We start from the raw sequence: 26,488 nt of genomic DNA on the forward strand, positions 1-26,488 counted from the left end.
TACCCGTTCCGTCTCATCGGGCTGCCACCGGCGCACCGAAACTCGAACCTACCCGCCCGCACATCAGGCAAGGCAACCCTAACCGAACGGGTGCGCCGCGTACCCCATCAGGGGCGTTGCAGCATCCGGCGGCGCAGGCTGTCGTAGATGGGCTCGCTCCCCCAGCGGTCCGCGGTCACGTGCGCGGCGAAGCACGCGGTGAGCAGCGGGAGGGCGAGCGAGCCGGCGTTCGTCATCTCCGCGACCAGGACGACGCCCGTGAGCGGGGCCCGTACGACCCCCGTGAACAGGGCGGCCATCCCCACCACGGCGAACGCCACGGGGCTCGCCGCGCCGGCGGGCAGCAGCGGGGACACGAGGGCCTCGGCCAGCGTCCCCCACAGTGCGCCCAGGGCCAGCAACGGGGCGAAGAGCCCGCCGGGCGTCGCCGCCGCGTAGCTCAGGGGGCCCGCCACGAACCGGACGGCCAGGTACGCGAGCAGGGCCGCCACCGTCATGCCGCCGCCCGCCAGCAGGCGCTCGCTCAGCGGATCGCCACCGCCGGCCAGCAAGGGGTCGACGGCCATCAGCGCTCCGACGACGGCTCCGATCAAGGCGGCCCGGGCGGTGAGCGGCACCCCGGTCAGGCGGTCGCACGCGGCCAGCGTCCCCACGACCAGCGCGCTGTAGGCGGCTCCCAGCGCCCCAGCCGTCACGCCGAACACCAGGAACACCCCGAGCATCCACACCGGTGGGGCCACGAGGTCCGGCACCGGGAACGCGGCGCCGCCCCCCACGACGAACCGGGAGCAGGCCACCGCGCTGACGGTGCCGACGAGCGTCAACAGCACCAGGCGCGGCCTGATCGAGCGGGTCACCTCCTCACAGACGAACAGCAACCCGCCCAGCGGGGCCGTGAACGCCGCCGCCAGGCCGGCTCCGCCGAGCGCGGTGTACAGCAGGCGGGCGTCCCCGGGGTCCAACCGGGCACGGCGGCCGGCCACCGACCCGATCGCCGCGCCCATGTGGACGACCGGCCCCTCGCGCCCCAGGACCAGGCCCGAGCCGATCGCGACGAGGCCGCCGAAGAACTTCGCCGGCAGCAGCCACAGCGGGTGCGCCTCGGACTCACGGCGCCACACCGCCTCCACGTGCTGGATCCCGCTGCCCGCCGCGTGCGGGACGCCCTGGGCGATCGCGCACGCCAGCGCCGCCCCCAGCGCGGTGAGCGCCACCGGGACGAGCACTCCCGCGGGGCCCGGACCGGCGGCCGCCAGGATCGAAGCGCGCAGGTCCTCGGCGTGCGCGAGGCACCACCGGAAGCCGCCGCCGACCAGGCCGACCAGGGAACCGGCCGCCGCCGCCACCGCGAAGGCCCGGCCGGTGTGACGGCGGCCGGCACCGGCAATGGCAATGGACATGGACTGCCTCCACCGAGCCGCACGAGGACGTCCGCCGAGCCTGCATCCCCCGCCCGACCATGGCGGCGCACCTCGCCGTGACGGCGCCCGCGGCGACCCGACCGGGCGAGCGGATCGGGTCTTCGCCGAGTCACCCCGCTCTTCCAGGAACACCGGGAGCAGGGCGACCGATCGGCTCAGCCCCGGGCATCGACGAGCACGGCGAGACCGTCGAGGACGCGTTCCAGGCCGAAGGCGTACGCGTGCTCGGGGCTGTAGGCGCCGCCCTGCGCGGCGCCCGCGGCGGAGCCGACGCGCGAGGCCAGCGGGTAGGCGCGCTCGTCGAGGACGCGCGCGAGCAGGGGGGCGTGGGCGGCCCACCACTGCTCGTCGTCCATCGCGCTGTCCCGTTGCGCCGCGCGGGCGTCCGCGGCCGTGCGGGCCCATCCCTGCACGAAGCCGAGCAGGTAGGTCAGCGCCGCGTCCATGGCGACGTCGCCCAGCCCCAAGCCGTCCAGTGCCGACAGCTCGTGTTCGTACTTGGCCATCTGCCCGGGGCCCAGCGGCGGGCGGACCGTGGAAGCGGCGGCCGCCCACGGGTGGGACTCGAACAGCTGTCGATTCGCCCCGGCGACGGCCGACACCCGCTCCCGCCACGGCCGACCCGAGGTGTCGGTGCGGGGCATGCGGGCGTATGCCGCGTCGAGCATGAGGTCGAGCAGCTCCTCCTTGCCCGGCACGTAGGTGTACAGCGTCATCGCGGCCACGCCGAGCGCGTTCGCCACGCTGCGCATGGTCACCGCCGTGAGCCCCTCGGCGTCGGCGAGGGAGGTCGCCGCGGACACGACGGCGTCGATGGTCAGCCGCTGACGGGGGCCGCGCCGGGGGACCGTCGCCTCGTCGCGCCAGAGCAGTTGCAGCGTGCGGGCCGGGTCGCCGGCGCCGGTGCGTTCAGTGGTCACGCGCAAAAGTACCTCGCGCTCGCACTTCGTACGCCGTACAGTGTACGAAGTACGGAGATCGGGGCGGTGCTCCGGCCGCGCCCCTCCCCTCCGCCCTCCCTGCCGCGCCACTTCTGCCTCAAGGAGCATTCGATGAAGATCACTTCCTCGGCCGTCACGTTGAACGTCGACGACGTCGCGGCGTCCAGCGCCTTCCTCGCCGCGCACTTCGGGTTCCACGAGGAGATGGCGGCCGACGGCTTCGCGTCCCTGACGCGCGCGGACGCCGGCATGAACGTCATCTTCCTGCGCCGCGGCCTGCCGTCGCTGCCCGCGGACCAGCGCGACGACCACGCCCACGGCGTGATCCTGGCCTTCGTGGTCGATGACCTGGAAGGCGAGTTGGCCCGTCTGCGCACCGAGGGCGTCACCATCACCATGCCGCTGACCGAGGAGGAGTGGGGGGAGCGCGCCTTCCAGGTCCGGGACCCCAACGGCGTCATCGTCCAGCTCGTCGACTGGAACGCGGCCGCCTCGAACGGTCCGGCGAGCGAAACGGACCTACGCGTGGGCGGCGGCCGCGGCGGCGCGGACTTCGGCGAGGGACCGGCGTTGGATTCCACGGGCGTCGAAGTTGTCGGGTGACAGCCAGGACTCCAGGACCCGCCGGTTGGCGGGCCACTCGCCGTCGATGACGGAGAACCAGGCGGTGTCGCGGCTGCGGCCCTTGTAGACGATGTCCTGGCGGAAGATGCCCTCGAAGGTGAATCCCAGGCGCTCCGCCGTCGTGCGCGAAGGTGCGTTGAGGCTGTCGCACTTCCACTCGTAGCGTCGGTATCCGAGCGCGTCGAAGACGTACCGCATGGCCAGGAACTGGGCCTCGGTCGAGAGCGGACTGCGCTTCATCAGCGGCGAGAACATCACGCTGCCGACTTCGACGACGCCCATCTCCGGGTCCTGCCGCATCAACGCGAGCGTGCCGACCGCCGTGCCCCGGTCGAGGTCGATCACCGCGTAGTGCCTGGGGTCGCTCGTGGCCGCCGCTTCCTCGGCGTGGCGCCGGAAGCCCCGCGCGTCCTGGATCGGCCCGGTGAACATGTACGTCCAGTCCCGGTCGTCCGGGGCGCTGGAGTAGGCCGCGAAGAGGTCGGCCGCGTGCCGGTCCGCGTCGAGCGGCTCCAGCCGGCAGTACGCGCCTTCGAGGGTCACCGCGCCGGGCAGCGGACGCGGGGACCACTCGGGCACCGGCTCGCCGATGGGCTGGTCGAAGTCATTGCTGCGGAAGGTCACGGCTGCTCCTGGCCTGGATGTGTCCTGCCAGCGTACGGAACGCGCGGGCGCGACCGACGGTTGCTGCGGCCGGGCTCAAGCCAGTTCCAGCGCGCCCACCGTCTGGCCCCCGCTGGTCTCGCCGGTCGGTCGGAAGCCGAGCCCGAGGTAGAAGTCCCCGGGACCGTCCGCCTCGGCGTGCCAGGTGGTCGTGAGCCGCGTACCGCCGCGGCGCCGGATCTCGGCCGCCAGGGCCTCCACCGCGAAGCGCCCGTAGCCGCGGCCCTGCTTCCCGTCCGCGATGTTCAGGCGCCAGAGCCCGGAGCGGAAGTCGACCCCCTCGCCGGTCCAGTCGATGTCGAAGAAGGCCATGAGGAAGCCGACGATCTCGTCGCCGTCGCAGACGAGCCGGGGCCAGGCGACGCCGGGGTGCACGTACGCCTCGGCGATCGACTTCACCACGGGGGACACCAGGTGCTCCTGGTCGGGGCGGACCTTCAGGTCGACCGCGGCGTCGAAGTTGTCGGGGGTGAGCTCTTGCAAGTGGAGTGAATCCGGCATGGGCCGCACCCTATGTAGTCGCCCCGGGGCGTCCGTCCGCGGGGCGCGGGTCAGGTGGCGTGCCGGGACCCGTGCCCGGTCCGTGGGGCTCGGCGGGTGCGGCGGGTCGACCGCTGGGATAGTGGGAATCAGTGGCCCTCACGTTCTTCGACACCGGACGCGTGGCGCGCGATCTCTACGCCGCCGCGAGCCAGAAGGCTGGGCCCGAGGGCGCGGGGGCCGCGATGTCCCAGGTGCTGCGCCCGATCATCGCGCACGACGCGCTCAGCGTGGTGGCCACCGATCCCGCGACGGGGCTGGGCCTCGGCTGCTTCAGTTTCTGGCACCAGTACGAGCCCGCGCTGGTCACCGCACTGGTCATGCACCGCTACCTGGACGGCGATCCGTACCGACCGGCCGCGCTGGCCGGGCTGCGGACCCCGGCCGCCGTCGTGGGTCCGGCCGGTGACGGCCCGCCCGACCCGTGGATCGGCCGGGTCCTCGCCGAGCACGGGGCCGGCTCCGAGCTCCGGCTGCTGATCGCGGACGTCCACGGCGTGTGGGGCTCCCTCGCGCTGCTGCGCTGCGCGGGCGCCTGCCCCTTCGACCAGGACGACGTCCAGCGGGCCGTGCGGCTGCGGCCCGCGCTGGTGGCGGCCCTGCGGCGGTACGCCACCGCGGGCCCGCTCTGTCCCGCCGCTCCCCCGCTCGCCGCCGGAGTGGTCACGGTCGGCAGCGACCATCGGATCAAGGCGATCAGTCCGCAGGCGAAGGAGTGGCTGGGCCAGCTGCGGGCAGGGCACACCATCCCGGGTTGGGTCACCGAACCGTTCCTTGTCGCCCTCTCCCTCTCCGCACGGGCCCGCGCCCGGGACTCCGACGCGTGGACACCGCTGGTCTGCACGCCACCGGCCGTCTGCGGCCGATGGATGACGTTCCTCGGCGAGCCGCTCGACGAGGAGGGAGCCGGTGACGTCGCCCTCGTCGTCCAGGGAACCGTCGCGGACCTCGTCCTCCCGTCGTTCTGCGCCTGGTACGGCATCACGCCCCGCGAACGCGACACCCTGGGCGCGCTTCGCACCGGGGATGCCGTCAAACAGATCGCGCGGCACCTGGGGCTCTCCCCGTACACCGTCAACGACCACCTCAAGGCCCTCTTCAGCAAGACGGGCGCGGGTGGCCGCGACGAACTCATCGCCGCGTTGACCCGCTGATCCCGGGCCCGTCCATCCCTGATTTCAGGGGGTCGCGGCGCCGGCGGCCCGGCCCACCATGGAAGCCATGGAAGGAGGATCCCCGGATCTCCGGATCCACGGATCCCCACCGGGGGTTCCTCCCCCTCCCCTCCTTCCCAGGAGTCACCATGACGAAGATCAACTTCAACGAGCCCTCGCGGGGCGAGACCGCGAGCGGCGACACCTCCTTCTCCGTGAGCAACCGCGGATCCGGTCAGGCGCTGGCGGGCGAGAGCTTCCAGGGCGAGGCCATCCGCGGAGTGAGCCATTCCGAACACGGGGCGGTCGTCGGCATCAACGACAAGACCAACGGCCGGGGCGACGCGAGCTGGTTCGAGAGCAGCGCGGGCGAAGGCTGTCACGGCGTGAGCCACGCGCTGGGCTCGGCCGGAGTCGTCGGCATCAACGACAACCCCAACCCGGGCAGCGGCGCGGGCGTGTACGGCGAGAGCAAGACGTTCGAAGGCGTGCGCGGCGTGTCGCACACCTTTGAACACGGCGCCGTGGTCGGCGTGAACCTCTCCCAGGGGATGGCCGGCTACTTCGAGGGCAACGTGCACGTCACCGGCCGCATCACCCATCCCGGCGCCGACTACGCCGAAGCCCTCACCGTCGCCGGCCCGGCGGCGGTCAGTCCGGGCATGGTCGTGGTCCTCGATGACGGAGGTCGGATCACGCCCTGCTCCCGGGCGTACGACGCCCGCGTCGCCGGGATCGTCTCCGGAGCCGGCGGAGTCCAGCCGGCGATGGTGCTCGATGACCACGAGGGCGGAGCGCCCATCGCCCTGATGGGCAAGCTGTGGGTACTGGCCGACGCGTCGAAGGCCCCCATCCACTGCGGGGACCTGCTCACCACCTCCGCGACCACCGGTCACGCGTGCCGGGTCACCGACCGGGAGCGGGCCTTCGGCGCCGTCGTGGGCAAGGCGCTCACCGATCTGCCCTCCGGGCGCGGCATGGTCCGCGTCCTGGTGAGCGCGAGCTGAAGGGTCCCGACCCGCTGCTCCCGACGGTACCGGTCCGGGCTCCCCCGCCCGGACCGGTACCGCGCGCGCCGACCGGGGCCGGGGACACCAGCGGCGGCGCCGTCATCCGCGGAGCGGAACCCACCCGCGGCGGGAGGGCGTCACGCCGGGCCCGCCGTGGCCGGAGCACCGAACCAACGGGTCGCGGCCCGCTCGAAGGCCTCCGCATCGGGGTGGCGGTCGCCGGACCAGGCGACCACGCCGTCGGGACGCACCAACACCGCGCCCGACCCGAGGTCGTTCCTCGCCGTCCCGGCCACGTACCGGATCCGGTCCTCCCAGGCCGTCGCCGAGGCGTGCAGACGCCGGTCGGCGCTGAAGTCGAGCACGAGGCCCCGACCGTCCTGCATGAGGTCGCCGAGACGGGTGCCGTCCTCCAGTGCGAAGTCGGGGGCGCTGCGGCCGACCAACGGGTGCGCGCTGCCGAGGTCGTACCGGATCCAGGCTCCCGACAGCCTCTCGAACACGTGGGTCGCTCCGTCGCGGGTGCCGATGAGATCGCGGACCACCGCCTGGATCGCCTGGGCGTAGGGGTCCGGCCGCATGGTCGCCACCTGGGCGCGCGACCAGTCGAGGACCGCCGCACCGATCGGATGGCGCTCATCGGCGTAGCTGTCGAGCAGCCCGTCCGGCGCGTGCCCCCGCACGGTCGCGCCGAGTTTCCATCCCAGGTTCACGGCGTCGCCGATGCCGGTGTTCAGCCCCTGACCGCCGAGGGGGGAATGGATGTGGGCGGCGTCGCCCGCGAGGAGGACGCGGCCCCGACGGTAGGCCGTCGTCTGCATCGCCCGATCGGTGAAGGACGAGGCGATGTGGACCTCGTCGACGGTCACGTCGGTACCGGACACGCGGCGCAGGACCTCCTGGAGGTGGTCGCGGGTCGGCGGCCGTGAGCGGTCGAACGCGCCGCCGTCGAAGTCCATCATGGCGAAGTACCCGGCACCGGGCAGCCGGATGTACATGCCCGTCGGTGTCAGGTGGAATCCGGGACTGATCCGCTCCGGATCGGCCAGATCGGCCAGCATCGTGTATCCGGTGAACTGGGGCTCGGTGCCGATGAATTCGAAGCCCGCGAGCCTGCGCACCGTACTGCGTCCGCCGTCGCAGCCGACGAGCCAGCGCGCCTCGTAGGTGTCCTCACCGGCTCGGGCGAGGACGCCTTCGCCGTGCTGGGAGACGGCCGTGACGGTGACACCGCGCCGGATCTCCACGCCGAACTTGGCCGCCTGCTCGGACAGCACCGTCTCGACCGCTTCGAGGTCCGTCGCCAAGGATTCCTGCGCCGGGCTGGGCAGCCGGAACGGCAGGGCGTCGGCATCGATCAGGGAACCGTCGAGCATCATGCCGGCGAAGTGGCCGCCGAACCGGGGGCGTTGCGGTGCGTCCGGTTCGGGGGCCGCGCCGAACATCTCCTGGGTGCCCGACGCCGTCAGTAACGACTCCAGCATGCCGCGCCGGTAGAACGCTTCGACCGACGCGGCGGACAGCCCGCGCCTGCCGAGGGGGGCCGCCCTGAACGGTGAGCCGGTCTCCGTCTCCCGTTCGAGCACCACTACGGAACAGCCCGCGAGGCCGAGCTCGCAGGCGAGGGCCAGACCGACCGGACCGGCTCCCACTATCACTACGTCATGCACGAGAGATCTCCTCCTGGATCGCCGAGCCGGACGGGCATGTCCGGCATGACCTCTCCAAGGTGTCAACTCCCGCCGACATCCCTCCGACAACCCCGACAAACCACCGACACCGGCGCGGGGGCCGAGTTCAGCGCTTGACCTCAACCAAAGGTGAGCTTCTAGGTTCGTTCCAGAGCCGCGGGAACTGCCCGGCGGCGCCCTTGCAAGGAGCTTCGCCATGACCGAGCGCACAGCCACCGTCGAGATCCCCGACCGATACCGCTACGCCGTGATCCCGCACATCATGGTCGCGGACGCCGCCGCGGCGATCGATTTCTACCGGCGGGCCTTCGGCGCCCGCGAGGACATCAGGATCGATGCTCCGGGCGGCGGGATCCTGCACGCCGAGATCACCGTCGGACGGTCGGTGCTGATGCTGGGCGACGCCGGCGGGGACGGGGCGCAGGCCGGATCCTTCGCCGCGCCGACCTCGCTCGGCGGAGGCACGTCCGTCATGCTGCACGTCTACGTGCCGGACGTCGACGGCCTGGCGGAGCGAGCGGAGGCTGCCGGCGCCGAGATCCTCCAGCCGCCGACGGACATGTTCCACGGTGACCGCACCGTCATCCTCAAGGACCCCTCGGGGCACATCTGGGTATTCCTGACCCACCTGGAAGACGTCCCGGAGGATGAGCTCCGACGCCGCCTGGCCGCCGCCACCGGGTGACCGGGTCACTGGGCGTCGAACTTGCGGCGGACGTAGGTGAGGTCCTGGAGGAGGGCGGCCGCGGTGACGCGGGTGGCCGCGCGGGGGCGGGAGGGGGCGGGGAGGGGGAGGGAGCCGGTCTCGGCCCATTCGAGGCGGCCGTCCGGGGCGATGTAGGCCCTGGTCCGGCCCCGGTTGTCCGGGTGCAGGCAGTAGGGGATGTCCAGGTATCCCTTGCGGAAGGCCAGCAGCAGGGCTCGGCCCAGGTCGGGGTCCAGGTTCAGGACCGCGTGGACCAGCGTCGCCGCCTCCTCGTACGTCGCGGAGTCCGCGGGCTCGTCCGTGGTGGGCGGGGAGACCCGGGCGGACGCCCAGGAGGCGTACTCCAGGGCGCGCACGTTCTCCTCGATCGTGGGGATGCGCCGGGACTCGGCGGTCGTCTTGACGATCAGGCGCTGGGCGCCCGCGGCGGTGGCCAGCTCCGCCGCGTCGCCGAGGATGCGGTAGGCGCCGGCGTGCGTCTCGGGGTAGACGCCCATGTAGGCGTAGACGACGACGTGCCAGTCGGTGACGGGCAGCAGCTCGCCGCACAGCCGGCGCAGGGCCACGATGGCCTCGTGGTCCTGCTCCCGGTTCGTCTGCTGGGCGTAGCTGACGGAGACGCTGCGGATTCCGTGCTGGGCGAAGAAGAGGGCCTCCAGCACGCTGATGGCCACGAGTTGGCTGGGGGGACACAGCTGGCCGAGCATGCAACCACCGAAGGTCTCCAGGTGGGGTTCCAGGCCGGTGTCGCGGAGCTGCGCGAAGAGGTCGCAGCTCTTCTCCCAGTTGCGGACGGACTCGGACAACGGGGTCCGGCCGTAGGGCAGGCAGTAGGAGACCGGGCCGCCCTCCGAGGCTTCCAGCCCTGCGGCGAGCAGGGCGCGGAAGATGTCGAGCGGATTGGCCGATCCGTGGCGGACCTGTACCGGGAAGTCGTCGCCCCGAATGCCCGACAGCACCCGGGTGGTGGTGTCGAGGGAGTGGCTCACCAGCGGGTAGCCGTTGAGGTCGGTCCCCTCGCGCAGGGCGCTCTCCGCGGCGGCCAGGTGCCCCACCCGGGTGTGGGCGTCGATGGTGATCGTGCCGACGCTGCATCCGGCGACCCCGCGGGTCGCGGCCAGCCCGGTGCGCATGGCCACCGGGTCGCTGAAGCCCATCCGGGGCTGCACGACGAGCTGGTCGCGCGCCGCGGCGGCCTGGACGAACGCCCCGAACCCCGCTGCCTGCCGCTCGCTCACCGGGCGCTCTGGACCAGGTCCAGGTCCGGTTCCGCCAGGGGCAGCGAGGCGGCGAAGAGCCGCAGGGCGCTCGCCGGGTCGGTGTCGTCGTGGAAGACCTCGTCGAAGCCCGCCGCCCGCAGTTGCTGCGCGCTGGCGCCGTCCGCTCCCTTCACCCCGAGCTTCCCGCCGATCACGATCGGCGTGTCGGCCAGCTCGGAGACGGCCCGCAGCTTCCCGATGACCCGCAGCCCGTCCTGGGCACCGTGGCCGTTGACGCTGCTCACCACGACGAAGGCGGGGCGGACCTCGACGCACCGCTCCACCAGCACCTCGTCGGGTACACAGGGGCCGAGGTTCACCACGGCGTAGCCCATCTCCTCCAGCAGCAGCTGGATGAAGACGAGGTTCCAGGTGTGGGAGTCCGAGGCCACCGTCGTCACGATGACCGTCTGCCTGGCGCGCGTCCGCTGGTCAGCCACTGGTCTCGGCCACCTTCCGATAGGTACGTACGTGCTCGATGCGGGATACGGAGAGCACCTCCGCGCCCCGTACGACCGCCTCGCCGGGGGCGGGCCTGCCCAGGAACATCAGCAGGCTGGCGGTGGGCCCGTAGGCACCGGTGTTGGGGATGGCGACCAGGTCGCCGGGGGCGAGCGAGGCCGGGAGCTCGATCTCCCGCCCGAGGATGTCGCCGGGGGTGCACAGCGGTCCGGCGAGCGACGCGCGCTGCGTGTCCCGCTCGTCGGGGGCCGGCCGGACCGACACCGGCAGGATGCGTCCGATGCCCGACATCCCGCCGAAGGTGTTGATGCCGGCGTCGAGGACGACGAAGGTCCGTCCGCGGCTGACCTTGACGTTGCTGACCGAGGCCAGCAGGGTGCCGCAGTCGCCCACGAGGTAGCGGCCCGATTCGACGGCAAGCCGCGGGGCGCCCTCGCGCCAGCGCGGGAAGTGCGCGTCGAGGGCGGATTCCAGCGCCGCGCGCAGCTCGGGGTAGGCCGCCCGCTCGCCGTGCTGTCCGTAGGGGACGGAGAAGCCGCCGCCGATGTCGAGCAGTCGCAGCGGGATCCCCAGCTGGCGCTCTATGTGCGCGGCCAGCTCGATGGTGTGCAGGAACTCACCGATCAGCGCCGCCTCGTCGGCCGCGTTGCTCTGGGAGAAGAGGTGCAGGCCCGCGATCGTGGTGCCCGGCACGGCGAGCAGCCGGGGCGCCAGGTCCTCGATCGTCTCGCTGTCGATGCCGAACTGGGTGGGCTTGCCCGTCATCCTGACACCGCTGGCCGCGCTGGCCGTGGCGCTGTTGATCCGCAGCAGGCAGTCGGCGACGGTCCCCTGGTCCAGCGCGGCCGCGCCGATGTGCTCCAGGTCGGTGAGCGATTCGGCGGAGAAGAGGCGCACGCCGAGGCCGATCGCCTCGCACAGCTCGCCCGCGGTCTTGCCGGGACCGGTGTAGAGGACGTCCTCGGGGGCGTGCCCGGCCTCCAGGGCGGCGGCCAGTTCCCCGGTCGAGCTGATCTCGGCCCGGCAGCCGCGCCCGTCGGGCCCGCGCAGGGCCCGTACGAGCTCCGGGTGCGGGTTGGCCTTGAGGGCGTAGAAGACCTCGCACCCGTCGGGCAGCCAGCTGACGAGGTCACGGCGGGCGGCGTCGAGCCGGTCCATGTCGTAGACGTACAGCGGGGTGCCGTGCGTCCGTGCCAGTTCGTCGTACGGGGTGTCTGTGCCTATTCGGGTGCTCATTCGGCCCCTCCCTGGAGCAGGGCCGTCAGTGCGGCGCGGGAGTTCTTGCCGTGCAGGGTGAGGGGGAACTCGCTCAGGACGCGGCAGGTCGTGGGCACCTTCGGCAGTTCGAGGCGCTTGGTGAGTTCGGCGGTGACCTCGCCTGCCTGGAGGTCGCTCTCGACGAACAGCGCGAGTCCGTGCCCGTCGCCGGGCGGCAGTACGGCCGCGGCGCGCACGCCGGGGATGTCCATGGCGGCGCTCTCGATCTCGACGGTGCTCATGCGGAAGCCCTTGTGCTTGAACATGTCGTCGCGGCGGCCGTTGAAGTAGAGGTAGCCGTCGGCGTCGAGGTGTCCGTAGTCGCCGGTGTGCAGCAGCGGCTCGCCGCTGCGGCGGTCGCGGCGGAAGGACCTGGCGGTGTCCTCGGGGTTGCGCCAGTAACCGGCCATCACGTGGGGGCCGGCGGTGACGATCTCGCCGATCTCCCCGGTGAGCACGGGATCGCCGTCGGCGTCCAGGATCAGCACCCGGGTGCCCGGCAGCGGCAGGCCGACGGATTCGGGGCGTTCCCGGTCCTGCGCGGGGGGCATGAGCGTGATGCGCTTGGCCTCGGTCTGGCCGTACTGCCGGACCACGCTCGCGCCGGGGAAGTACTGGCGCAGGGCGTCGATGGTGGCCTGGGGCAGGGCGGCGCCGGTGTTGGTGAACATCCGTACGGTGGCCACCGGTTCGGTGTCGCGGCCGGCCAGCCGGGTGATCATGCTGGCGAGCGAGGGGACGATCGGGACGACGGTCACCCCGGTCTCGCGCATGCGCTTCAGGAGGACGAAGTCGGACTCGCCGTCGGCCAGCACGATCTGGCAGCGCGCGATGCACGTCATCAGGACCTTGAAGAGCCCGTAGTCCCAGGACATGGGGAAGCGGCAGAAGACGACGTCGTCCGACCGGTAGCCCAGCCCCTCGGTCAGGGCGCGGGAGGCGAAGGCCACCTGCGACTGCGGGCACATCACCGCCTTCGGGGCCGCGGTGCTCCCGGAGGTGTAGATCAGGACGGCCAGGTCGTCGGCGCGTACGGGATCCGGCTCCGCGTCCGGCGTCGAGCGGTCGTCGACGTCGTCGTGGGAGCCTTCGGTCTTGGGCCACACGTCGGCCAGGTCGTGCACGGGGGCGGAGCTGATCCGCCGCAGGACCGCGGCCCGCGGGGCGTCGGTGATGACGAGGGCGGGCTCCGCGTTGCCGAGGACCGACGTGAGGTGGAACTCCTTCATCGCCGGGTTCAGCGGGACGAAGACGGCGCCCGCGCGCGAGGTGCCGTAGAACATGGCGGCCAGTTCGCGGCTGCTGTGCAGCTGGACCAGGACGCGGTCCCCCCGACCGATGCCCTGGGCCCGCAGCCAGGCGGCGAATCCCCGGCTGGCCGCGTCGAGTTCGCGGTAGGTCCAGGTGCCGGTGGCGTCCCGGATCGCCGGGGACCCGGGCACCTCGGTGACGGCGGCGTCCAGCAGCGAGTGGATGGTGTGGCTCGTGGCCTGGCTGTTCAAGCTCTCTTCCCCGTTCACCTTGCGTGGGTGGTGGTCGTGACGAGCAGGTCCCGCAGGGCGCTGCGGTCCACCTTCCCGTTGGCGTTCAGTGGTAGGTCCGTCAGCACGGTCAGCGCCGCGGGGACCATGTACTCGGGCAGTCGGGCGCGCAGCGTCGCGAGCACGTCCGCCGCGTCGACGCCCTCCCCGGTGCAGAAGGCCTCCAGCCGCGTGTCGCCGCGGCGGCCCGGAAGGGCCAGCGCGATCGCGTCCGCGACCAGCGGGTGGGCGCGCAACTCGCTCTCCACCTCGCCGAGTTCGAGGCGGTAGCCGCGCACCTTGACCTGGTGGTCGAGGCGCCCCAGGTGGCCGAGGCCGTCCTCGCCGTGGCGGACCCGGTCCCCCGTGCGGTACCAGAGGTCCGCGTCGGGCCGTCCCGACGGGTCGGCGAGGACGGCGCGGGCGTCCCCGGCCTCGTACCGGTAGAAGCGTGCGGTGTTGTCGGCGGGGTCGAGGTAGCCCGGGAAGCGCTGGACGCCGCGCACGCAGAGCTCGCCCTCGTCCGCGGGGCGGCCGTCCTCGTCGACGACGAGCTGCTCCAGAGCGGGCAGGAGCTCCCCGATCGGTACGGTGCCGCCCGCGGGCAGCTGCGGGTCCGTTCCGGCCGGGAGTCTGAACTGGGTGCAGCTCAGGGTCAGTTCGGTCGGACCGTACAGGTTCTCCAGCACGCTGGCGGGTGCGGCCGCCTGCCAGGCCGTGGCCTGGGCCGTGGTCAGCGGCTCGCCGCAGAAGAGGCTCCAGCGCAGCGTGGGCATGCTGTCGGGGCTCAGCCCGCGCAGTCGCTGGGCGAGCGAGATCACGGAGGGGACCGAGAACCAGTGGGTGATGCGCTCCCGGGCCACGAAGCGGGTGGGGGCCATGAGTTCGCCCCGGCCGGGCACGACGAGGGTGGCCCCCGCCCCCCAGGCCGCGAACAGGTCGAAGACGGAGAGGTCGAAGGTCAGGTCGAAGGTCTGGGAGAGCCGGTCGCCGACGCCGATGCCGTAGCGGTCGATCACGTGGTCCAGGTAGGCGGCGATGCTGCGCTGCTGGATCGGCACGCCCTTGGGGGTGCCGGTCGACCCGGAGGTGAAGAGGATGTAGCAGACGTCCTCGGGGTCGGTGCCCACGACCGGCGGAGGCTGCGGGTGGGTGGGGTCCCCGCCCGTCGCGGTGACGTCGGGGGCCACCACCGGGACGGGCAGGGCGACGTCGGCGTACTGCGGCTGCGTGAGGACGCAGTCCAGCTCCGCCGCCGCCACGACGGTCGCGGTGCGGGACGGGGGGAAGTCCGGGTGGAGCGGCACCACGGTGGCGCCGAGCCGCTGGACGGCGAGGTATCCGGCGTACGCGGTCAGGCTGCGCAGGGCGAGCAGGCCCACCCGGCGGGGCACCCGACCACCGGCGGCGCTCACGAGCGCGCCGGCCAACCGTCCCGCGACGGCCTCCAGTTCGGCGTACGTGAGGCGGGCGCCGTCGATGTCGAGCGCCACGGCATCGGGGTGCCGCCGGGCCGTCGCGGCGAACCGCCCGTACAGTCCGCGGTCAGACGTCACGGCCCGCTCCTCCTTGCCGCGCACCGGCGTGCTGCGGCTCCGCCGCGCCCGCCGCTTCCGCCGCCTCCAACTGCTCCACCATGGCGATGACCTGGGCGAACGCCTTCTCGACCGCGCCCGCGCGGAACCGGCCGCGCTCGGCCGAGGCGATGCCGAAGCGCACGGCCTGCGGCAGGGCGCCCCAGGCGGCGGACGCCTCCTGCGCGCCGGGCACCGATGCCAGGCGGAAGCGCTGGTGCCGGGCGGCGGTCCAGATGTCGTCGGCGTAGCGCGCCAACGCTTCGGGGTCGGCGCAGACCTGGTCGGCGACGTGGCGCAGCGCGGGCAGCAGGCCGTGCACCCAGGTGCCCTCGGGGGCGGCGGGGCGCGGGGCCGCGTCGAGTTCGAGCCAGCGGTACCCGGTGTACGGGGGCAGGGCGGCCTCCTCGCCGAGGGCGTGCCGGTCGCGGCTGACGGCCTGCGGTGCGGCGTGGCCGAGCGGGGTCAGGGCGCCGCGCAGTTCCCGGTCGTCGAGGATCCCCGCGTAGGGCGTCTGGCTGCCGTGCGGGGTGAGGGCCTCGAAGGCGTCGCTGACGGACCACTGCCCTTCGGCATGCCGGCTCACGACCACCCAGTGCGGTGTCCCGACCGTCCCGTACATCGGCGACCAGGGCAGGTGGCGGGTGTTGCCGACCGCGAGGACGCGGCCGTGGAGCGCCGACTCCGCGTCGAGCGCGGTGCGCGCCGCCTCCCAGTCCTGCGCACCCCGGTAGGCGAGGCCGCGTCCCCGGTCGTCGATGTCGACCCGGGCGTGGTGCGAGAACGCCAGCCCGCCGTCCGGGGAGTCGGTGCGCACCGACAGCCGGACGGACCGCGCGAGCCTGTCCTTGATGTCGGACGCGCCGGGTTCGAGGTAGGCGACCAGGCTCGCGGTGTAACAGCTCAGCTCCGCCCGGTCCGGCGTCGATGCTGGGGTCTCACTCACGCGGTTCTCCTGGTGCTGTCGTTCGTGGGTCTGGTCCGGAAGGCGCCGTGAAGGCGCAGCTCAGCGGGATCGGCGAGCGGTCCCGCAGGGCCACCCACCGGTAGGGCCCCCAGGCGCCGTGCGGGGCGTACGGGGGGACGTCGGCGGACCAGACGCCGCCCGCGAGCCCCGTCCCCGCGCTCTTGAGGACGGCTTCCCGCACCGTCCACATCCAGGCCAGCTCCGTGGCCCGCGGCCCCACGGGCAGGAGGGCCAGCTCCTCGGCGCGGTCCTTGGCGCTGTGGCGCAGCATGGCGGGGTGCACGGTGGTGGGCGGGTACTGCACGTCCACGCCGACCGCGTGGTCGAGTCCGACGCAGGCGGCGACGGCGTCCGCGTCGTGGCTCACGCTGATGCCGATGCGGGGCCACTGCGGAAGGTGCGGCCGGCCCTGCGGGGTGTACGCGACGGGGGCCGTGCGGGCTTCGGGGAAGTGCGCGGCCAGGAGCCGGCGCAGTGCCCGCCTGCCGGCGAGGTACTCCGCGTACCGCCAGTCGGGCATGTCCGGGGCCCGCACGAGGTCCTGCGCGGTGAGGCCGTGGTGGTCCGCGGCGGGGGCGCCGCCGATCTCCAGGGTGACCCGGATGCCGGGTGCGGCCTCGATGTCCAGGCGGGTGTGCTCCTGGAGGGTGGTCGGGGCGTTCACGGCGTCAGCCCGGCCAGTACGTGGTCGAGCCGCTCGGCCGTGGTGTCGAGGACGACTTCGGTGGCGCCGCCGCCGATGCCGAACACGGCTGCCTCCGCGCGCAGTTGCTGGATCCCGCCTCGACCGAAACCGTCCGCTCCCCGCAACTGGCCGCACTCGCTCAGCACGCGTTCCACGGTGGTGCCCGAGAGCGCCTTGAGCACCGCGGCGGCGGTGGCGTCGCGGTCCGTGGCGATCCGTTCGTGGGATTGCATCCACAGCGCGTGCAGGGCGCTGACCTGTACGGCGCAGGCGGCGAGGCGCTGGCGTACGGACGGCGAGTTCCGCAGCGGAACGCCGTCGAGCAGCCGGCCGGCCAGGTGGTGCGCCGTGTCGCCGACGACCCGGCGGCACAGCTCGATCGCCCAGGCCGCCGAGGCCAGGCGTTCGACGGCGAGGTGCCGGGCGAACAGGGCGAGCCCCCGGCCGGGGCGGCCGAGGAGGTGCGTGCGGGGCAGGGTGACGCCGGAGAGGTGGACGTCACCGACGCCGGAGCCCTGGAAGAGGTCGGTGTCGGCGGGGCGCACGGTGACGCCGGGGGCGTCGAGCGGGACCAGGACCCACGTGAAGCTGGTGAAGTGGCGGCCGGGCCGGTGCCGGGCGAGGACCAGGGCGTGGTCAGCGGTCAGGGCGGAGGTGACCCACCGCTTGACCCCGCTGACGACCAGGTCGCCGTCCTGGTCGCTCAGGTCCACGGTCGTCCCCAGCGCGGCCAGGTCGGAACCGGCGGCCGCCGCGTCGGTGGCGGCGAGCGCGAGCAGCGCCTCGCCCTCCAGGGCGGCGCGCAGCACCTCCCGGGTGACCGGGGTGGCCGCCGCGTCGGCGAGGAGCGGTATCGCCGTGGCCAGTTGGACCAGCAGGGCGAGGACGGCGCCCTGCGGGCCGCTCGCGTCGGCGTCGGCGATAAGCCGCCGCAGCAGGAGCGGATCGAGGCGGCCGGTGGGCTCCTTCCCGTACAGCTCGCGGAGCGTGCCGGAGGCGGCGAGGGTCGAGAGGACCTCCCGTACGCCGCCCCCAGGCCCGGTGGGCAGTTCAGGCAAGGTTGACCTCCGGGTCGAGCAGGGCGAGCCTGCCGTCGGCGAGGTGCAACCGGTCGTTGTTGTAGTTGAGCGCCGCCGACCGCAGGTCGCGCAGGGCCCGTTCGAGACCGGTGGGCGAGCCCTTGAGGTAGCCGTGCCGCAGGCCCACCGCGTCGACGAGGTCCTCGATGGTCCGGTGGCACTCCTCGGAGGCGGTGATCTTGAGGGCGTTGATGAGCATCTGGTACTTGGGGCGCGACAGGTCGTCGCCCTCCTCGGCCGCGCTGGCCAGGGTGGCGGCGGTGTGCCGGAGCAGCGCGTGCACGGTGTCCAGACGCTGCCGGGCCGTCGAGAGCCTGGTCAGCAGCAGCTCGGAGTCGAGGTTGGTGCTCTTGCGGCCGGCGGGGCTGCGCAGCAGGCGCAGCACCCGCGAGAGGGCGCCCGCGGCCGTACCGAGCCAGCTCGCCGCCCAGCCGAGGTGGGCCAGCGGGCCGAAGGTGTCCAGCACGATCTTGCGGAACTGGCCGTGTTCGCCGATGACCTGGTGCTCCGGCACCTGGCCGGTCAGCCGCATGGCCACGCTGTGGCTGGCCCGCATGCCGAGCGGGTCCCAGTCGCCGGAGACCTCGATGTCGAGCTGGTCGCGGTGGGCGAAGACGAGGGAGACCTCGTGCGGGGAGCGGGCGGTGGGGCTGAGCATGGTGATCAGGAAGCCGTCCGCGTGGGCGCCGCCCGTCACGATGGGCGCGAAGCGGTCGATGACCAGCCGGCCCGGCTCGGCGGTGAGCTCCGAGGCGGCCGTCAGCAGGTGGCCCCCCTTGCCGGCCTCGGTGGTCACCGAGGCCAGGTAGAGCCGCCCGGCTGCGATCTGCGGGAGCAGTTCCTCCGCGAGTCGGGGGCTCGCGTGACGCACGACGGCGGCGACCTGCTGGCAGTGCATGGTGAAGATCATGGCCACCGACATGTCGACCCGGCCCAGGGCGATGCCCGCGTCCAGGACCTGGTCCACGCCGCCGCCCATGCCGCCGTGGGCGGTGGGCACGGTGAGGCCGAGCAGCCCGGTGTCGCGCAGCGCGTCGAGGACGGCGGTCGGGAACGCGGCGGCCTCGTCGCAGGGGCCGGCCTCCTTCTCCGCCACTTCACCGACGCGGCGCAGCGCCTCGGTCAGCGCCTGGCCGTCGAAGTCGCTCATGCCGACTCCGCCGCACCGGCGGGCATCGCGCCGAGGGCCGCGTTCCACAGGCTGCCCGCGGTGGTGAAGGTCTCCTCGGTGAGGGCCTCGTCGGGGAGTTCCACGCCGAAGGTGTCCTCGAGCGCGAACATCAGCTCGATGGCCTGCATGGAATCGAGCCCCAGCTCCCGGAGCTGGGTGTCGGGAGTGATCTCCTGGTCACCGAGAAAGGGCAGGAAGGGCGTGAGCATCTCGGCAAAGCGGGCATCCATGAAGATCAATTCCTTTTCGTGGTGAAGTCGTTCTTTGCGTCGCCGAGCGCGCGCCGTACCAGCGCGGACAGGCTCTCGATGTGCTGGAGGTTCTCGGGCACCAGATCGGCCGGATCGAACTCCACGGCGAACCGGTCTTCGAGGGTCTCCACGATCTCGACCATGCGGAGGGAATTGAATTCCGGATGCACCGTCAGCACACCGGTCTCCAGCGCCCCTTCCGCGATGCCGAGCACCGAGGACACCGTCGCCCGCACCGCGCCGCGCACCGCGAAGGCCGCGGTGTCCGCGTGCAGCGCCTGCGCCGCGCGCTCCCACAGGCCGCCGGGCTCGGCCCGGCCGCGGTCGACCCGCCGGAAGGCCAGGTAGGCGTGTTCGACGAGGGCGTCCCAGGCGCCGAGGTGCAGCTGCACGTCCTCACCGAGCGGCTCCCCCGCGCGTTCGGCGGCGTACAGGGCGTGCAGCCTCCTGGAGCGGGCCAGCAGCCAGGTCTCCAGCGTGAAGGCTTCGAGCGCCGCCCGCCGGTCGGGGTGTTCGGCGTAGCCGCGCAGGTACTCCGTCGCCGTGACCGGGCCCGGAAGGTAGCGGGGCTCGGGCGGCGCCGCGAGCGCCCGGGGGGCGAAGCGCACGCTCTCGACCCCTTCCGGGAGCGCCGCGATCAGCGCGGCGAAATCGGCCCGGGAGCAGCCGCGCCGCAGCGGCCGGGCCGGGCCCCACTGGGTGTCGTTGTGATAGGCGTCGCCGATGGCGAGGCCGTCGCCGTCCGGTTCGACCAGGAAGCTGTGTTCCACGTGCTTGGTCCCGTGGTACGGCCCCCACGGCAGGTGGTGGGCGTCGGCGACCACGTAGAGCGGGGCGTCGACCTCCACCGGGGAGCCGGGCGCGTGCCGGCGGCGTTCCGCCACGGCGAGGCCGAGCAGATCCGCCGCGTCGTCCAGGTGCTGGTCGAGCGTGGGCTCGACGGTCGCCAGGCCGGTGGGCGAGCCCGCCGGCGCCGGACGCGGCGCGAAGCGGAGCGTCGCGCCGAGGCGCAGGTGGGTGCCCGCACCGTGGTGCCGGTCGGCGAGCAGGGCCAGATTGGCCTGCAGGCAGTCCAGCCGGTCCGCGTGGACGGGGAAGTCGCTCACCGGGACCCGGCCTCCTCGGCGGCGTCGGCCGCCAGGGCGATGAGGTCGTCGACGGTCTTGTACGAGCGGCCTGCGAAGAGGTCGTCCGGGAGGCCGGCGCTGAGCTCGTCCTCCAGCCGCGTGAGGATGCCGAGCAGCGCCATGGACGAGATCTTGAGGAGCCCGCCGTCCAGCGGTTCTCCGTCGGCCAGTTCGGACGGCTGGAGGGAGAGCCCGCGCTCGGCGATGACCACGCGCTTGACTTCCTCGGCGATGCTGTCCCGGTCGGGATTCACTTCTCGATCGACCTTCCGTCGTATGTGCTCGGCCCCGATCGTGAGGGCAGTGCGAGGGGGCGGTCCGGCGGAGCCGTACCGCTCAGCGCGCCACCGGGGCGCGCGTCGTGCGGATGTGTTCGGAGATCAGTCGGATCACGTCCGCGGCCTGCGAGTTGAGGTAGAAGTGGCCACCGGGGAACACCGTCTTCGTGAACGGCCCCGTGGTGTGAGCGGACCAGGAACCCGCCTCGTCGTCCGTCACCTGCGGGTCGGTGTCACCGATGAGGGAGAGCACCGGGCAGGTCAGCGGCGGGCCGGGCCGGTACACGTACGTCTCCACCACCCGGTGGTCGCCGCGGATGGCCGGCAGGATCATCCTGAGCAGTTCCTCGTCCTCCAGCAGCCGGGCGTCGGTGCCCTCCAGCTGCCGGATCTCCTCCATCAGCCCGCGGTCGTCGCGCAGGTGCACGAGGTCCGGCTGCGGGCGGGTGCGGGAGGGGGCGCGGCGGCCGGAGGCGATGACCCCGAGCGGTACCGTTCCCGCGTCCTCCAGGAGCCGGGCGACCTCGAAGGCCACCATGGCGCCCATGCTGTGCCCGAAGAGGGTGACGGGCCGGTCCAGCCAGGGGCCCAGCGCTTCGACCACTCCGTGGGCGAGCTCCTCGATGGAGTCGGCGCACGGTTCGTGGCGCCGGTCCTGGCGCCCCGGGTACTGGATGGACAGGACGTCGGTCTCCGGCGACATCGCCCGGGCGACGGGCAGGAAGAAGGACGCGGAGCCGCCGGCGTGCGGGAGGCACACGAGCCGCGTCGGCGCGTCGGGGGCCGGGGCGTACCGGTGGATCCACGCGCCGGTGTCCACGCTCACCACGCCGGCAGTTCCCCGATGGTGAGCACGGTGGCGGAGCAGACCCAGCCCGGACCCTGAGAGGTCATCAGGACGTGGTCGCCGGGCACCAGCTCGCCGGTGCGCACGGCGTGCTCCAGCGTGATGAAGATGTCGGCGCCGCCGGCGTGGCCGACCGAGCTGCCGTACTCCCAGACCAGCCGGTCCATGGGAATGCCGAGGGGACGCATGAGCGCGTGCTCGGTCATCCTCTTGTCCACGTTGATGGAGATGACCTTCGAAATCTCCTCGCTGGTCAGACCCGCGTCGACAATGGCCTCGTTGATGATTCCGAGATCGAATTTACCGAACTTCTCGAAGAGCTCGGCAAATCCCATGACATTGTCGACGAAATACTGCGACCGCTCGCCCATGTTGAAATACTTGCGGTCTCCGCCGTCGGGCGGCAGAAGCGATTCCTCGCCACGGTGCCACTGCTCCAGGCTGTGCAGCGTGCCGGAAGTCAGGGACCGCACCTCGGCGAATCCGCTGCGCCCGTTGACGACCGCGGCCACGGCTCCGTCGGAGAAAATGGAAGAGGTGCCGAAATCGCCCCACCGGTTGATCAGCGGGGTGCTGAAGTTCGTCGCGGTGGTGATCAGCACGTTGTTCCGCTTGGCCACGCCGGTGATCTGGCCGATCGCCGCCTCCAGGCCGCCGAGCATGCTGTTGCAGCCCTGCTGCACGTCGAGCGAGGGAATTTCCCCGGCGCCCAGCTCGCGCAGCACGTAGGCCGGCGCGTAAGCCCCTTCCGGCACCTGGTAGTAGACGCTGCCGTGGACGTGGTAGTCGATCGCCTCCAGATGCGCCGACGAGCGCGTGACGGCGCTGCGGGCAGCGAGGACGGCCATGTCGGCGGCCGGTACGTCGCCGGCCACGTGCGTGCCCTTCAGGCCGGCCGCGGCGAACTCTCCGCGCGCGTAATCGCTCGCACCCTCGGCCTCGGCGGAGGCCACCCATTCCGGAAGGTGCACCCCGAGCGAATCGATAAAGACACCATTTATTTTCATGACGAAAACCTCCCCTGTCTCCCCGCTTGTACAACGTCCACCTAAATCGAGAGTGGATCACCCTGTCAAGCCGACTTGACATACGGGGGCCATACAGTGTTGACGTGACCTTCGTCACGGCGAAATTGTGACAGTCTTTCGGCTATCCATAGAGCATTGCGGATTTCTACTGAAGGTGGATCGATGACCCCCCATATTGACCCCAGCGCCGAGGTCGACGTAAACGCGACGGTGGGCGACGGAACGACCGTCTGGGGCCTGGCCCACATCCGGGAGGACGCCGTGGTGGGTCGCGGCTGCACCATCGGCCGCGGTGTCTACCTCGGCCCCGGAGCGACGCTCGGGGCCGACTGCAAGGTCCAGAACTACGCCCTGATCTACGAGCCGGCCCGGGTCGAGGACGGCGTGTTCATCGGCCCCGCCGCGGTGCTCACCAACGACCCGCACCCGCGCGCCCTCACCCCCGACGGCGCGGCCAAGGGGCCGCAGGACTGGACGCCGGTCGGGGTGACCGTCCGCCACGGCGCCTCGATCGGCGCCCGGGCCGTGTGCGTCGCCCCGGTGACCGTCGGGCGCTGGGCCCTGGTCGCGGCCGGTTCCGTGGTGACCCGGGACGTGCCGGACCACGCCCTGGTGGCCGGCTCGCCCGCCCGCCGGATCAAGTGGGTGGGGCGGGCCGGTGTGCCCCTGGAGGACCGGGGCGACGGCCGCTTCCACTGCCCGGTCACGGGCGAGGCGTACACCGAGGTCGCCACCGACGTACTGCGCCGGGACGCCGACCCCGCGTGATCCGGGCGGCCGACGGCCCCGTCAGGACAAGGAGTTCAGGCAGGCCAGGAGGGTACGGGCCTGCACGCTGACGTAGTGGTCGTGCCGCAGCAGTGCGTTCAGCTGCGGCACGCTGAACCACGCGAAGTCCGGCGGCAGCCGGTCCGGGAGGGCCTCGTCCGCCTCGACGATGAGGTGGCGGGAGACCGCGTTCAGGAACCGTCCGCCCTCCTCCGACTGGACGGCGTCGTAACGCACCCTGGCCGGATCGGCGTTCAGGACGTAGTCGAGCAGCGGCGGCCGGTCCGCGGGGTCGTAGTTCTCCGGCACGCACTGCACGGTGGGGCCGAGCTCCACCGCGCTGCGGAAGCCCGGCTCGGCGCGGGCCCGCATCAGCACGTGCGGCACTCCGCCGACCTCGCGCACCACCGACGCGACCACGCCCGGCCCGCGCGGGGCGAAGAGCGGCTGGTGCCAGCCGGTCACCTCCCGGTTGCCGGCCCGGACGGACACGGCCACCACGCTGAAGTAGCGGCCGTCCTCGCGGGCCATCTCCGTCGCGCTCCGGTGCCAGCCCCGCGTCTCGCGCAACGGGATGCGGGTCGCCTCGATCTCGCGCTCGCTGCGCTGCCCGGTGAGCCAGCCCAGCAGTTCGGCGGTCGGCGTCAGGGCGCCGTCCGCCCGCTCGGCGGAGGGCAGCAGCGGGGCCAGGCAGGCCAGCACCGTACGGGAGTCCATGTTGACCACGTTGTCCCGCGCCAGCAGGTCGTTCAACTGGCCCAGGGTGAGCCAGCAGAAGTCGTCGGCCAGGGGGACCTCGGTCCCCGGGTCGACCTCCACGACCATGTTGCGGTTGCGCTTGCGGTAGAACCACGCGCCGTGCTCGGACTGCAGCACGTCGGTGATCACCCGGCCGCGCCCCGCCCCGGCGAAGTACTCCAGGTAGCGGACGGGCGCACCGCGGTGAACACCCGTGAAGTTGCTCCGCGTGGCCTGCACGGTGGGCGACAGCTGGAGCAGGTTCGGGTTGCCCGGCTCCATCTTCGCCTGCATCAGGAAGTGCGGCACCCCGCCGAAGTCCTTGACCAGGATGCCGAGGATGCCGATCTCCGGCTGCCGGATGATGGGCTGGTGCCACTCGCCCACCGGCCCTTCGGCGGACCGTACCGCCAGTCCCTCGACGCTGAAGAACCGTCCGCTGCGGTGCACCAGGTTGCCCGTGGCGTCATCGAAGCTCCAGCCCTCCGCGGCCGCGAACGGGACCCGCTCGACCTGGAAGGGATGGGCCTCCCTGCGCTCCTCCAGCCAGGCGTCGAACGCTTCCAGGGACAGCTGGACGCCGTGGCGGGCCCGTTGCGAAGCCGCCAGTCGGCCGGGCAGGGCCGCGTCCTCGCAGCTGCGCAGGGCGCCCGGGTGCGTCAGGACCGCCGTCACGCCGCCGCTCCCCGCTCCGCCGTGGCCGCACTCCGCCGCTCCGGGTGGGCCCGGTACCACGCGACGGTGTCGGCGAGCCCCCGCGCGAAGTCGACGGCGGGCGCGTAGCCGAGTTCCTCGCGGATCTTGCTGTCGTCCAGCGAGTAGCGCAGGTCGTGACCCTTGCGGTCGGTCACCCGGCGCACGCTCTCCCACGTGGCACCGCACAGGTCGAGCAGCAGCTCGGTCATCTGATGGTTAGTCAGCTCGCCGCCGCTGCCCACGTTGTAGACCTCACCGCCGCGGCCCTTGGTGAGGACCAGCTGCAGCGCCTCGCAGTGGTCGCTGACGTGCAGCCATTCGCGGACGTTGGAGCCGTCCCCGTACAGCGGCACGCTCTCGCCGGCGAGCAGCCGGCTGACGAACAGCGGGATCAGCTTCTCGACGTGCTGGTAGGGCCCGTAGTTGTTGGAGCAGCGCGTGACGGACACGTCGAGGCCGTGGGTGCGCGCGTAGGCGCGGGCCATCAGGTCACTGCTCGCCTTGGAGGCGGCGTAGGGCGAGTTGGGGGCCAGCGGCCACTCCTCGGTCCACGAGCCGCTGGGGATCGAGCCGTACACCTCGTCGGTGGACACGTGCACCACCCGCTCGACTCCCGTGCGCAGGCACGCCTCCAGCAGGTTCTGCGTGCCGACGACGTTCGTGCGGACGAAGACGGACGGGTCCTCGATGGAGCGGTCCACGTGCGACTCGGCCGCGAAGTGCAGCACGGCGTCGTGTCCGGGCAGCAGGTCCCGCAGCAGCTCCTGGTCGCAGACGTCGCCCTCGACGAAGGTCAACCGCTCGTGCCGGGCGGGGAGGTTGGTCCGGTCGCCGGCGTAGGTCAGCTTGTCCAGGACGGTGACGTGGGCTTCCTCGTACCCGGCGTAGCCGCCGTCGAGCAGGGTGCGCACGTAACAGGACCCGATGAAGCCGGCGCCGCCGGTCACCAGGAGCTTCACGCGGCCACCTCCACGCTCGCGTGGTCCCCGACGATCAGTCGGTGGGAGCCGTCGGTGCCCGCCGCCGTGACGGTGGCCTCCCGGCCGATGACCGAGCCGCGGATGGACCGGACGCCCTGGACGCTCGCACGGGCCAGCACGATCGTGTCGCTGACCTCGGCCCCGCGCAGCAGGCAGTCCTCGCCGATGGAGGTGTGCGGGCCGATGGAGCTGCCCTCGATCAGGGCCCCGGCGCCGACGACCGCGGGGCCGATGATCTGCGAGCGGACGATGCGGGCGCCCGCCTCGACCACGACCGCGCCGATCAGCTCGCTCTCCGAGTCGACCTCGCCGTCGACGCAGGGCTTGATCCCGTCGAGGAGTTCGCGGTTGCAGGCCAGCACGTCGTCGATGCGACCGGCGTCCTTCCAGTAGCCGGTGTAGGTGCGGGCGCGTACGTCGGCTCCGCTCTCCACCAGCCATTGGATGGCGTCGGTGATCTCCAGCTCGCCGCGGGCGCTGGCACCGATGGCGGCCACGGCCTCGTGGATGGCCGGGGTGAAGAAGTAGACGCCGACGAGCGCCAGGTCGCTGGCCGGGTCCTCGGGCTTCTCGACGAGGCGCAGCACCCGCCCGTCCTCGTCGACCTCGGCGACACCGAACGCCCGCGGGTCGGCCACCTTGTGCACCACCAGTTGTGCGGTGGGGCGCTGGGCGCGGAACTCCCGGGCCATCTCGACGACGCCGTTGGTGAGGACGTTGTCGCCGAGGTACATGACGAAGTCGTCGTCGCCCAGGAAGTCGCGGGCGATGGCGACGCAGTGGGCGAGGCCGAGCGGTTCGTCCTGCTGGATGTAGGTGAGTCGGACGCCCAGCTCGGCGCCGTCGCCGAGGACCGCGGCGATCTTCTCCGGGCGTTCTCCGACCACGATGCCGATCTCGGTGACGTCGAGGGACTTGAGCGCCTCGATGACGTGCACCAGCACGGGCTTGTTGGCGAGCGGGATCAGTTGCTTGGGCAGGGAGTGGCTGAACGGCCGCAGCCGCAGCCCCATACCGCCGGACAGTACCAGCGCTTTCACCGGTGACTCCT

26 protein-coding genes and 1 pseudogene are annotated in these 26,488 nt (G+C 72.6%); 5 read left to right on the plus strand and 22 right to left on the minus strand.

From position 1 onward, the window contains the following. Nucleotides 1-107: 107 nt before the first annotated feature. Both ACIQWR_RS31640 and ACIQWR_RS31645 read right to left on the minus strand, forming a co-directional pair. Nucleotides 108-1,400, minus strand: coding sequence for a ClC family H(+)/Cl(-) exchange transporter (locus ACIQWR_RS31640; protein WP_404016595.1), 1,293 nt, complete (start codon nt 1,398-1,400; stop codon nt 108-110). A 176-nt stretch (nt 1,401-1,576) separates the two neighbouring features. After that, the gene (locus ACIQWR_RS31645) at nt 1,577-2,341 is read right to left on the minus strand and encodes a TetR/AcrR family transcriptional regulator (RefSeq protein WP_404016598.1); all 765 of its coding nucleotides are present in this window, start codon (nt 2,339-2,341) and stop codon (nt 1,577-1,579) included. Nucleotides 2,342-2,473: 132 nt separating this feature from the next. Here ACIQWR_RS31645 and ACIQWR_RS31650 point away from each other — a divergent pair. Beyond that, nucleotides 2,474-2,854: pseudogene (locus tag ACIQWR_RS31650) on the plus strand (VOC family protein); the annotation flags it as partial. Between the two features lie 27 nt (nt 2,855-2,881). Here the strand turns inward: ACIQWR_RS31650 and ACIQWR_RS31655 are convergent. Then, nucleotides 2,882-3,610, minus strand: coding sequence for a GNAT family N-acetyltransferase (locus ACIQWR_RS31655; RefSeq protein ID WP_404016601.1), 729 nt, complete (start codon nt 3,608-3,610; stop codon nt 2,882-2,884). A 75-nt stretch (nt 3,611-3,685) separates the two neighbouring features. Further along, complete coding sequence (locus ACIQWR_RS31660; protein ID WP_404016604.1) at nt 3,686-4,150, minus strand: GNAT family N-acetyltransferase; 465 nt, start codon at nt 4,148-4,150, stop codon at nt 3,686-3,688. 131 nt (nt 4,151-4,281) lie between these two features. On the opposite strand from ACIQWR_RS31660, the gene ACIQWR_RS31665 reads away from it, so the two are divergent. Continuing rightward, the gene (locus tag ACIQWR_RS31665; protein ID WP_404016607.1) at nt 4,282-5,343 is read left to right on the plus strand and encodes a helix-turn-helix transcriptional regulator; all 1,062 of its coding nucleotides are present in this window, start codon (nt 4,282-4,284) and stop codon (nt 5,341-5,343) included. 149 nt (nt 5,344-5,492) lie between these two features. Continuing rightward, nucleotides 5,493-6,350 carry a hypothetical protein gene (locus tag ACIQWR_RS31670; RefSeq protein WP_404016609.1) on the plus strand — a complete coding sequence of 286 codons (858 nt, stop codon included), beginning with the start codon at nt 5,493-5,495 and terminating at the stop codon, nt 6,348-6,350. Between the two features lie 140 nt (nt 6,351-6,490). Here the strand turns inward: ACIQWR_RS31670 and ACIQWR_RS31675 are convergent, their stop codons facing one another. Then, complete coding sequence (locus ACIQWR_RS31675) at nt 6,491-8,023, minus strand: FAD-dependent oxidoreductase (RefSeq protein ID WP_404016612.1); 1,533 nt, start codon at nt 8,021-8,023, stop codon at nt 6,491-6,493. A gap of 217 nt (nt 8,024-8,240) precedes the next feature. On the opposite strand from ACIQWR_RS31675, the gene ACIQWR_RS31680 reads away from it, so the two are divergent. Further along, a complete protein-coding gene (locus ACIQWR_RS31680; protein WP_404016615.1) occupies nt 8,241-8,729 on the plus strand; it encodes a VOC family protein in 489 nt (162 codons plus the stop codon). A 5-nt stretch (nt 8,730-8,734) separates the two neighbouring features. Here ACIQWR_RS31680 and ACIQWR_RS31685 read toward each other — a convergent pair whose 3' ends face one another. From ACIQWR_RS31685 to ACIQWR_RS31750, 14 genes are all read right to left on the minus strand, one after another. Continuing rightward, nucleotides 8,735-9,988 (minus strand): methylaspartate mutase, encoded by a 1,254-nt coding sequence (locus ACIQWR_RS31685; RefSeq protein WP_404016618.1) that lies wholly within the window; start codon nt 9,986-9,988, stop codon nt 8,735-8,737. Then, the gene (locus tag ACIQWR_RS31690; RefSeq protein ID WP_404016620.1) at nt 9,985-10,449 is read right to left on the minus strand and encodes a cobalamin B12-binding domain-containing protein; all 465 of its coding nucleotides are present in this window, start codon (nt 10,447-10,449) and stop codon (nt 9,985-9,987) included. Before ACIQWR_RS31690 ends, ACIQWR_RS31685 begins: the two co-directional genes overlap by 4 nt. Then, nucleotides 10,442-11,707 (minus strand): type III PLP-dependent enzyme, encoded by a 1,266-nt coding sequence (locus tag ACIQWR_RS31695; protein WP_404016623.1) that lies wholly within the window; start codon nt 11,705-11,707, stop codon nt 10,442-10,444. Before ACIQWR_RS31695 ends, ACIQWR_RS31690 begins: the two co-directional genes overlap by 8 nt. Next, nucleotides 11,704-13,248 carry an AMP-binding protein gene (locus tag ACIQWR_RS31700; RefSeq protein ID WP_404016624.1) on the minus strand — a complete coding sequence of 515 codons (1,545 nt, stop codon included), beginning with the start codon at nt 13,246-13,248 and terminating at the stop codon, nt 11,704-11,706. The genes ACIQWR_RS31695 and ACIQWR_RS31700 overlap by 4 nt, the downstream gene beginning before the upstream one ends. After that, nucleotides 13,245-14,804, minus strand: a complete 1,560-nt coding sequence (locus ACIQWR_RS31705; RefSeq protein ID WP_404016626.1) for an amino acid adenylation domain-containing protein — start codon at nt 14,802-14,804, stop codon at nt 13,245-13,247. Before ACIQWR_RS31705 ends, ACIQWR_RS31700 begins: the two co-directional genes overlap by 4 nt. Further along, nucleotides 14,794-15,768, minus strand: coding sequence for a hypothetical protein (locus tag ACIQWR_RS31710; RefSeq protein WP_404016630.1), 975 nt, complete (start codon nt 15,766-15,768; stop codon nt 14,794-14,796). Before ACIQWR_RS31710 ends, ACIQWR_RS31705 begins: the two co-directional genes overlap by 11 nt. Continuing rightward, on the minus strand, nt 15,761-16,453 hold the full coding sequence (locus tag ACIQWR_RS31715; RefSeq protein WP_404016632.1) for a 4'-phosphopantetheinyl transferase family protein: 693 nt from the start codon (nt 16,451-16,453) through the stop codon (nt 15,761-15,763). Before ACIQWR_RS31715 ends, ACIQWR_RS31710 begins: the two co-directional genes overlap by 8 nt. After that, nucleotides 16,450-17,532 (minus strand): acyl-CoA dehydrogenase family protein, encoded by a 1,083-nt coding sequence (locus tag ACIQWR_RS31720; RefSeq protein WP_404016635.1) that lies wholly within the window; start codon nt 17,530-17,532, stop codon nt 16,450-16,452. Before ACIQWR_RS31720 ends, ACIQWR_RS31715 begins: the two co-directional genes overlap by 4 nt. Beyond that, nucleotides 17,525-18,703 carry an acyl-CoA dehydrogenase family protein gene (locus ACIQWR_RS31725; RefSeq protein WP_404016637.1) on the minus strand — a complete coding sequence of 393 codons (1,179 nt, stop codon included), beginning with the start codon at nt 18,701-18,703 and terminating at the stop codon, nt 17,525-17,527. Before ACIQWR_RS31725 ends, ACIQWR_RS31720 begins: the two co-directional genes overlap by 8 nt. Next, entirely contained in the window at nt 18,700-18,954 is a 255-nt protein-coding gene (locus tag ACIQWR_RS31730) for an acyl carrier protein (protein WP_354384042.1), read from the minus strand. The genes ACIQWR_RS31725 and ACIQWR_RS31730 overlap by 4 nt, the downstream gene beginning before the upstream one ends. A 5-nt stretch (nt 18,955-18,959) precedes the next feature. Further along, nucleotides 18,960-20,081, minus strand: coding sequence for an acyl carrier protein (locus ACIQWR_RS31735; protein WP_404016641.1), 1,122 nt, complete (start codon nt 20,079-20,081; stop codon nt 18,960-18,962). Further along, nucleotides 20,078-20,356 (minus strand): acyl carrier protein, encoded by a 279-nt coding sequence (locus ACIQWR_RS31740; RefSeq protein ID WP_404016644.1) that lies wholly within the window; start codon nt 20,354-20,356, stop codon nt 20,078-20,080. The genes ACIQWR_RS31735 and ACIQWR_RS31740 overlap by 4 nt, the downstream gene beginning before the upstream one ends. Before the next feature lie 82 nt (nt 20,357-20,438). Further along, a complete protein-coding gene (locus ACIQWR_RS31745; protein WP_404016647.1) occupies nt 20,439-21,209 on the minus strand; it encodes a thioesterase II family protein in 771 nt (256 codons plus the stop codon). Then, nucleotides 21,203-22,234, minus strand: a complete 1,032-nt coding sequence (locus tag ACIQWR_RS31750; protein WP_404016649.1) for a ketoacyl-ACP synthase III family protein — start codon at nt 22,232-22,234, stop codon at nt 21,203-21,205. The genes ACIQWR_RS31745 and ACIQWR_RS31750 overlap by 7 nt, the downstream gene beginning before the upstream one ends. A gap of 183 nt (nt 22,235-22,417) precedes the next feature. On the opposite strand from ACIQWR_RS31750, the gene ACIQWR_RS31755 reads away from it, so the two are divergent. After that, the gene (locus ACIQWR_RS31755; RefSeq protein ID WP_404016650.1) at nt 22,418-23,023 is read left to right on the plus strand and encodes an acyltransferase; all 606 of its coding nucleotides are present in this window, start codon (nt 22,418-22,420) and stop codon (nt 23,021-23,023) included. Nucleotides 23,024-23,044: 21 nt separating this feature from the next. Here the strand turns inward: ACIQWR_RS31755 and ACIQWR_RS31760 are convergent, their stop codons facing one another. The 3 genes from ACIQWR_RS31760 to ACIQWR_RS31770 are packed head-to-tail and all read right to left on the minus strand — an operon-like array spanning nt 23,045 to nt 26,477. Then, complete coding sequence (locus ACIQWR_RS31760) at nt 23,045-24,436, minus strand: NDP-hexose 2,3-dehydratase family protein (RefSeq protein WP_404016652.1); 1,392 nt, start codon at nt 24,434-24,436, stop codon at nt 23,045-23,047. After that, nucleotides 24,433-25,416, minus strand: a complete 984-nt coding sequence (gene rfbB, locus ACIQWR_RS31765; protein ID WP_404016654.1) for a dTDP-glucose 4,6-dehydratase — start codon at nt 25,414-25,416, stop codon at nt 24,433-24,435. Before rfbB ends, ACIQWR_RS31760 begins: the two co-directional genes overlap by 4 nt. After that, a complete protein-coding gene (locus ACIQWR_RS31770; RefSeq protein WP_404016656.1) occupies nt 25,413-26,477 on the minus strand; it encodes a glucose-1-phosphate thymidylyltransferase in 1,065 nt (354 codons plus the stop codon). The genes rfbB and ACIQWR_RS31770 overlap by 4 nt, the downstream gene beginning before the upstream one ends. Between the last annotated feature and the right edge of the window lie 11 nt (nt 26,478-26,488).

The organism is Streptomyces sp. NPDC098789 (assembly GCF_044759975.1).
Taxonomy (GTDB): domain Bacteria; phylum Actinomycetota; class Actinomycetes; order Streptomycetales; family Streptomycetaceae; genus Streptomyces.

Coding starts and splice junctions, on each gene's coding strand:
- ACIQWR_RS31730 (WP_354384042.1), bottom strand. CDS start 18,954: ATGGATGCCCGCTTTGCCGAGATGCTCACGCCCTTCCTGCCCTTTCTC.
- ACIQWR_RS31695 (WP_404016623.1), bottom strand. CDS start 11,707: ATGAGCACCCGAATAGGCACAGACACCCCGTACGACGAACTGGCACGG.
- ACIQWR_RS31660 (WP_404016604.1), bottom strand. CDS start 4,150: ATGCCGGATTCACTCCACTTGCAAGAGCTCACCCCCGACAACTTCGAC.
- ACIQWR_RS31680 (WP_404016615.1), top strand. CDS start 8,241: ATGACCGAGCGCACAGCCACCGTCGAGATCCCCGACCGATACCGCTAC.
- ACIQWR_RS31755 (WP_404016650.1), top strand. CDS start 22,418: ATGACCCCCCATATTGACCCCAGCGCCGAGGTCGACGTAAACGCGACG.
- ACIQWR_RS31750 (WP_404016649.1), bottom strand. CDS start 22,234: ATGAAAATAAATGGTGTCTTTATCGATTCGCTCGGGGTGCACCTTCCG.
- ACIQWR_RS31670 (WP_404016609.1), top strand. CDS start 5,493: ATGACGAAGATCAACTTCAACGAGCCCTCGCGGGGCGAGACCGCGAGC.
- ACIQWR_RS31725 (WP_404016637.1), bottom strand. CDS start 18,703: ATGAGCGACTTCGACGGCCAGGCGCTGACCGAGGCGCTGCGCCGCGTC.
- ACIQWR_RS31640 (WP_404016595.1), bottom strand. CDS start 1,400: ATGTCCATTGCCATTGCCGGTGCCGGCCGCCGTCACACCGGCCGGGCC.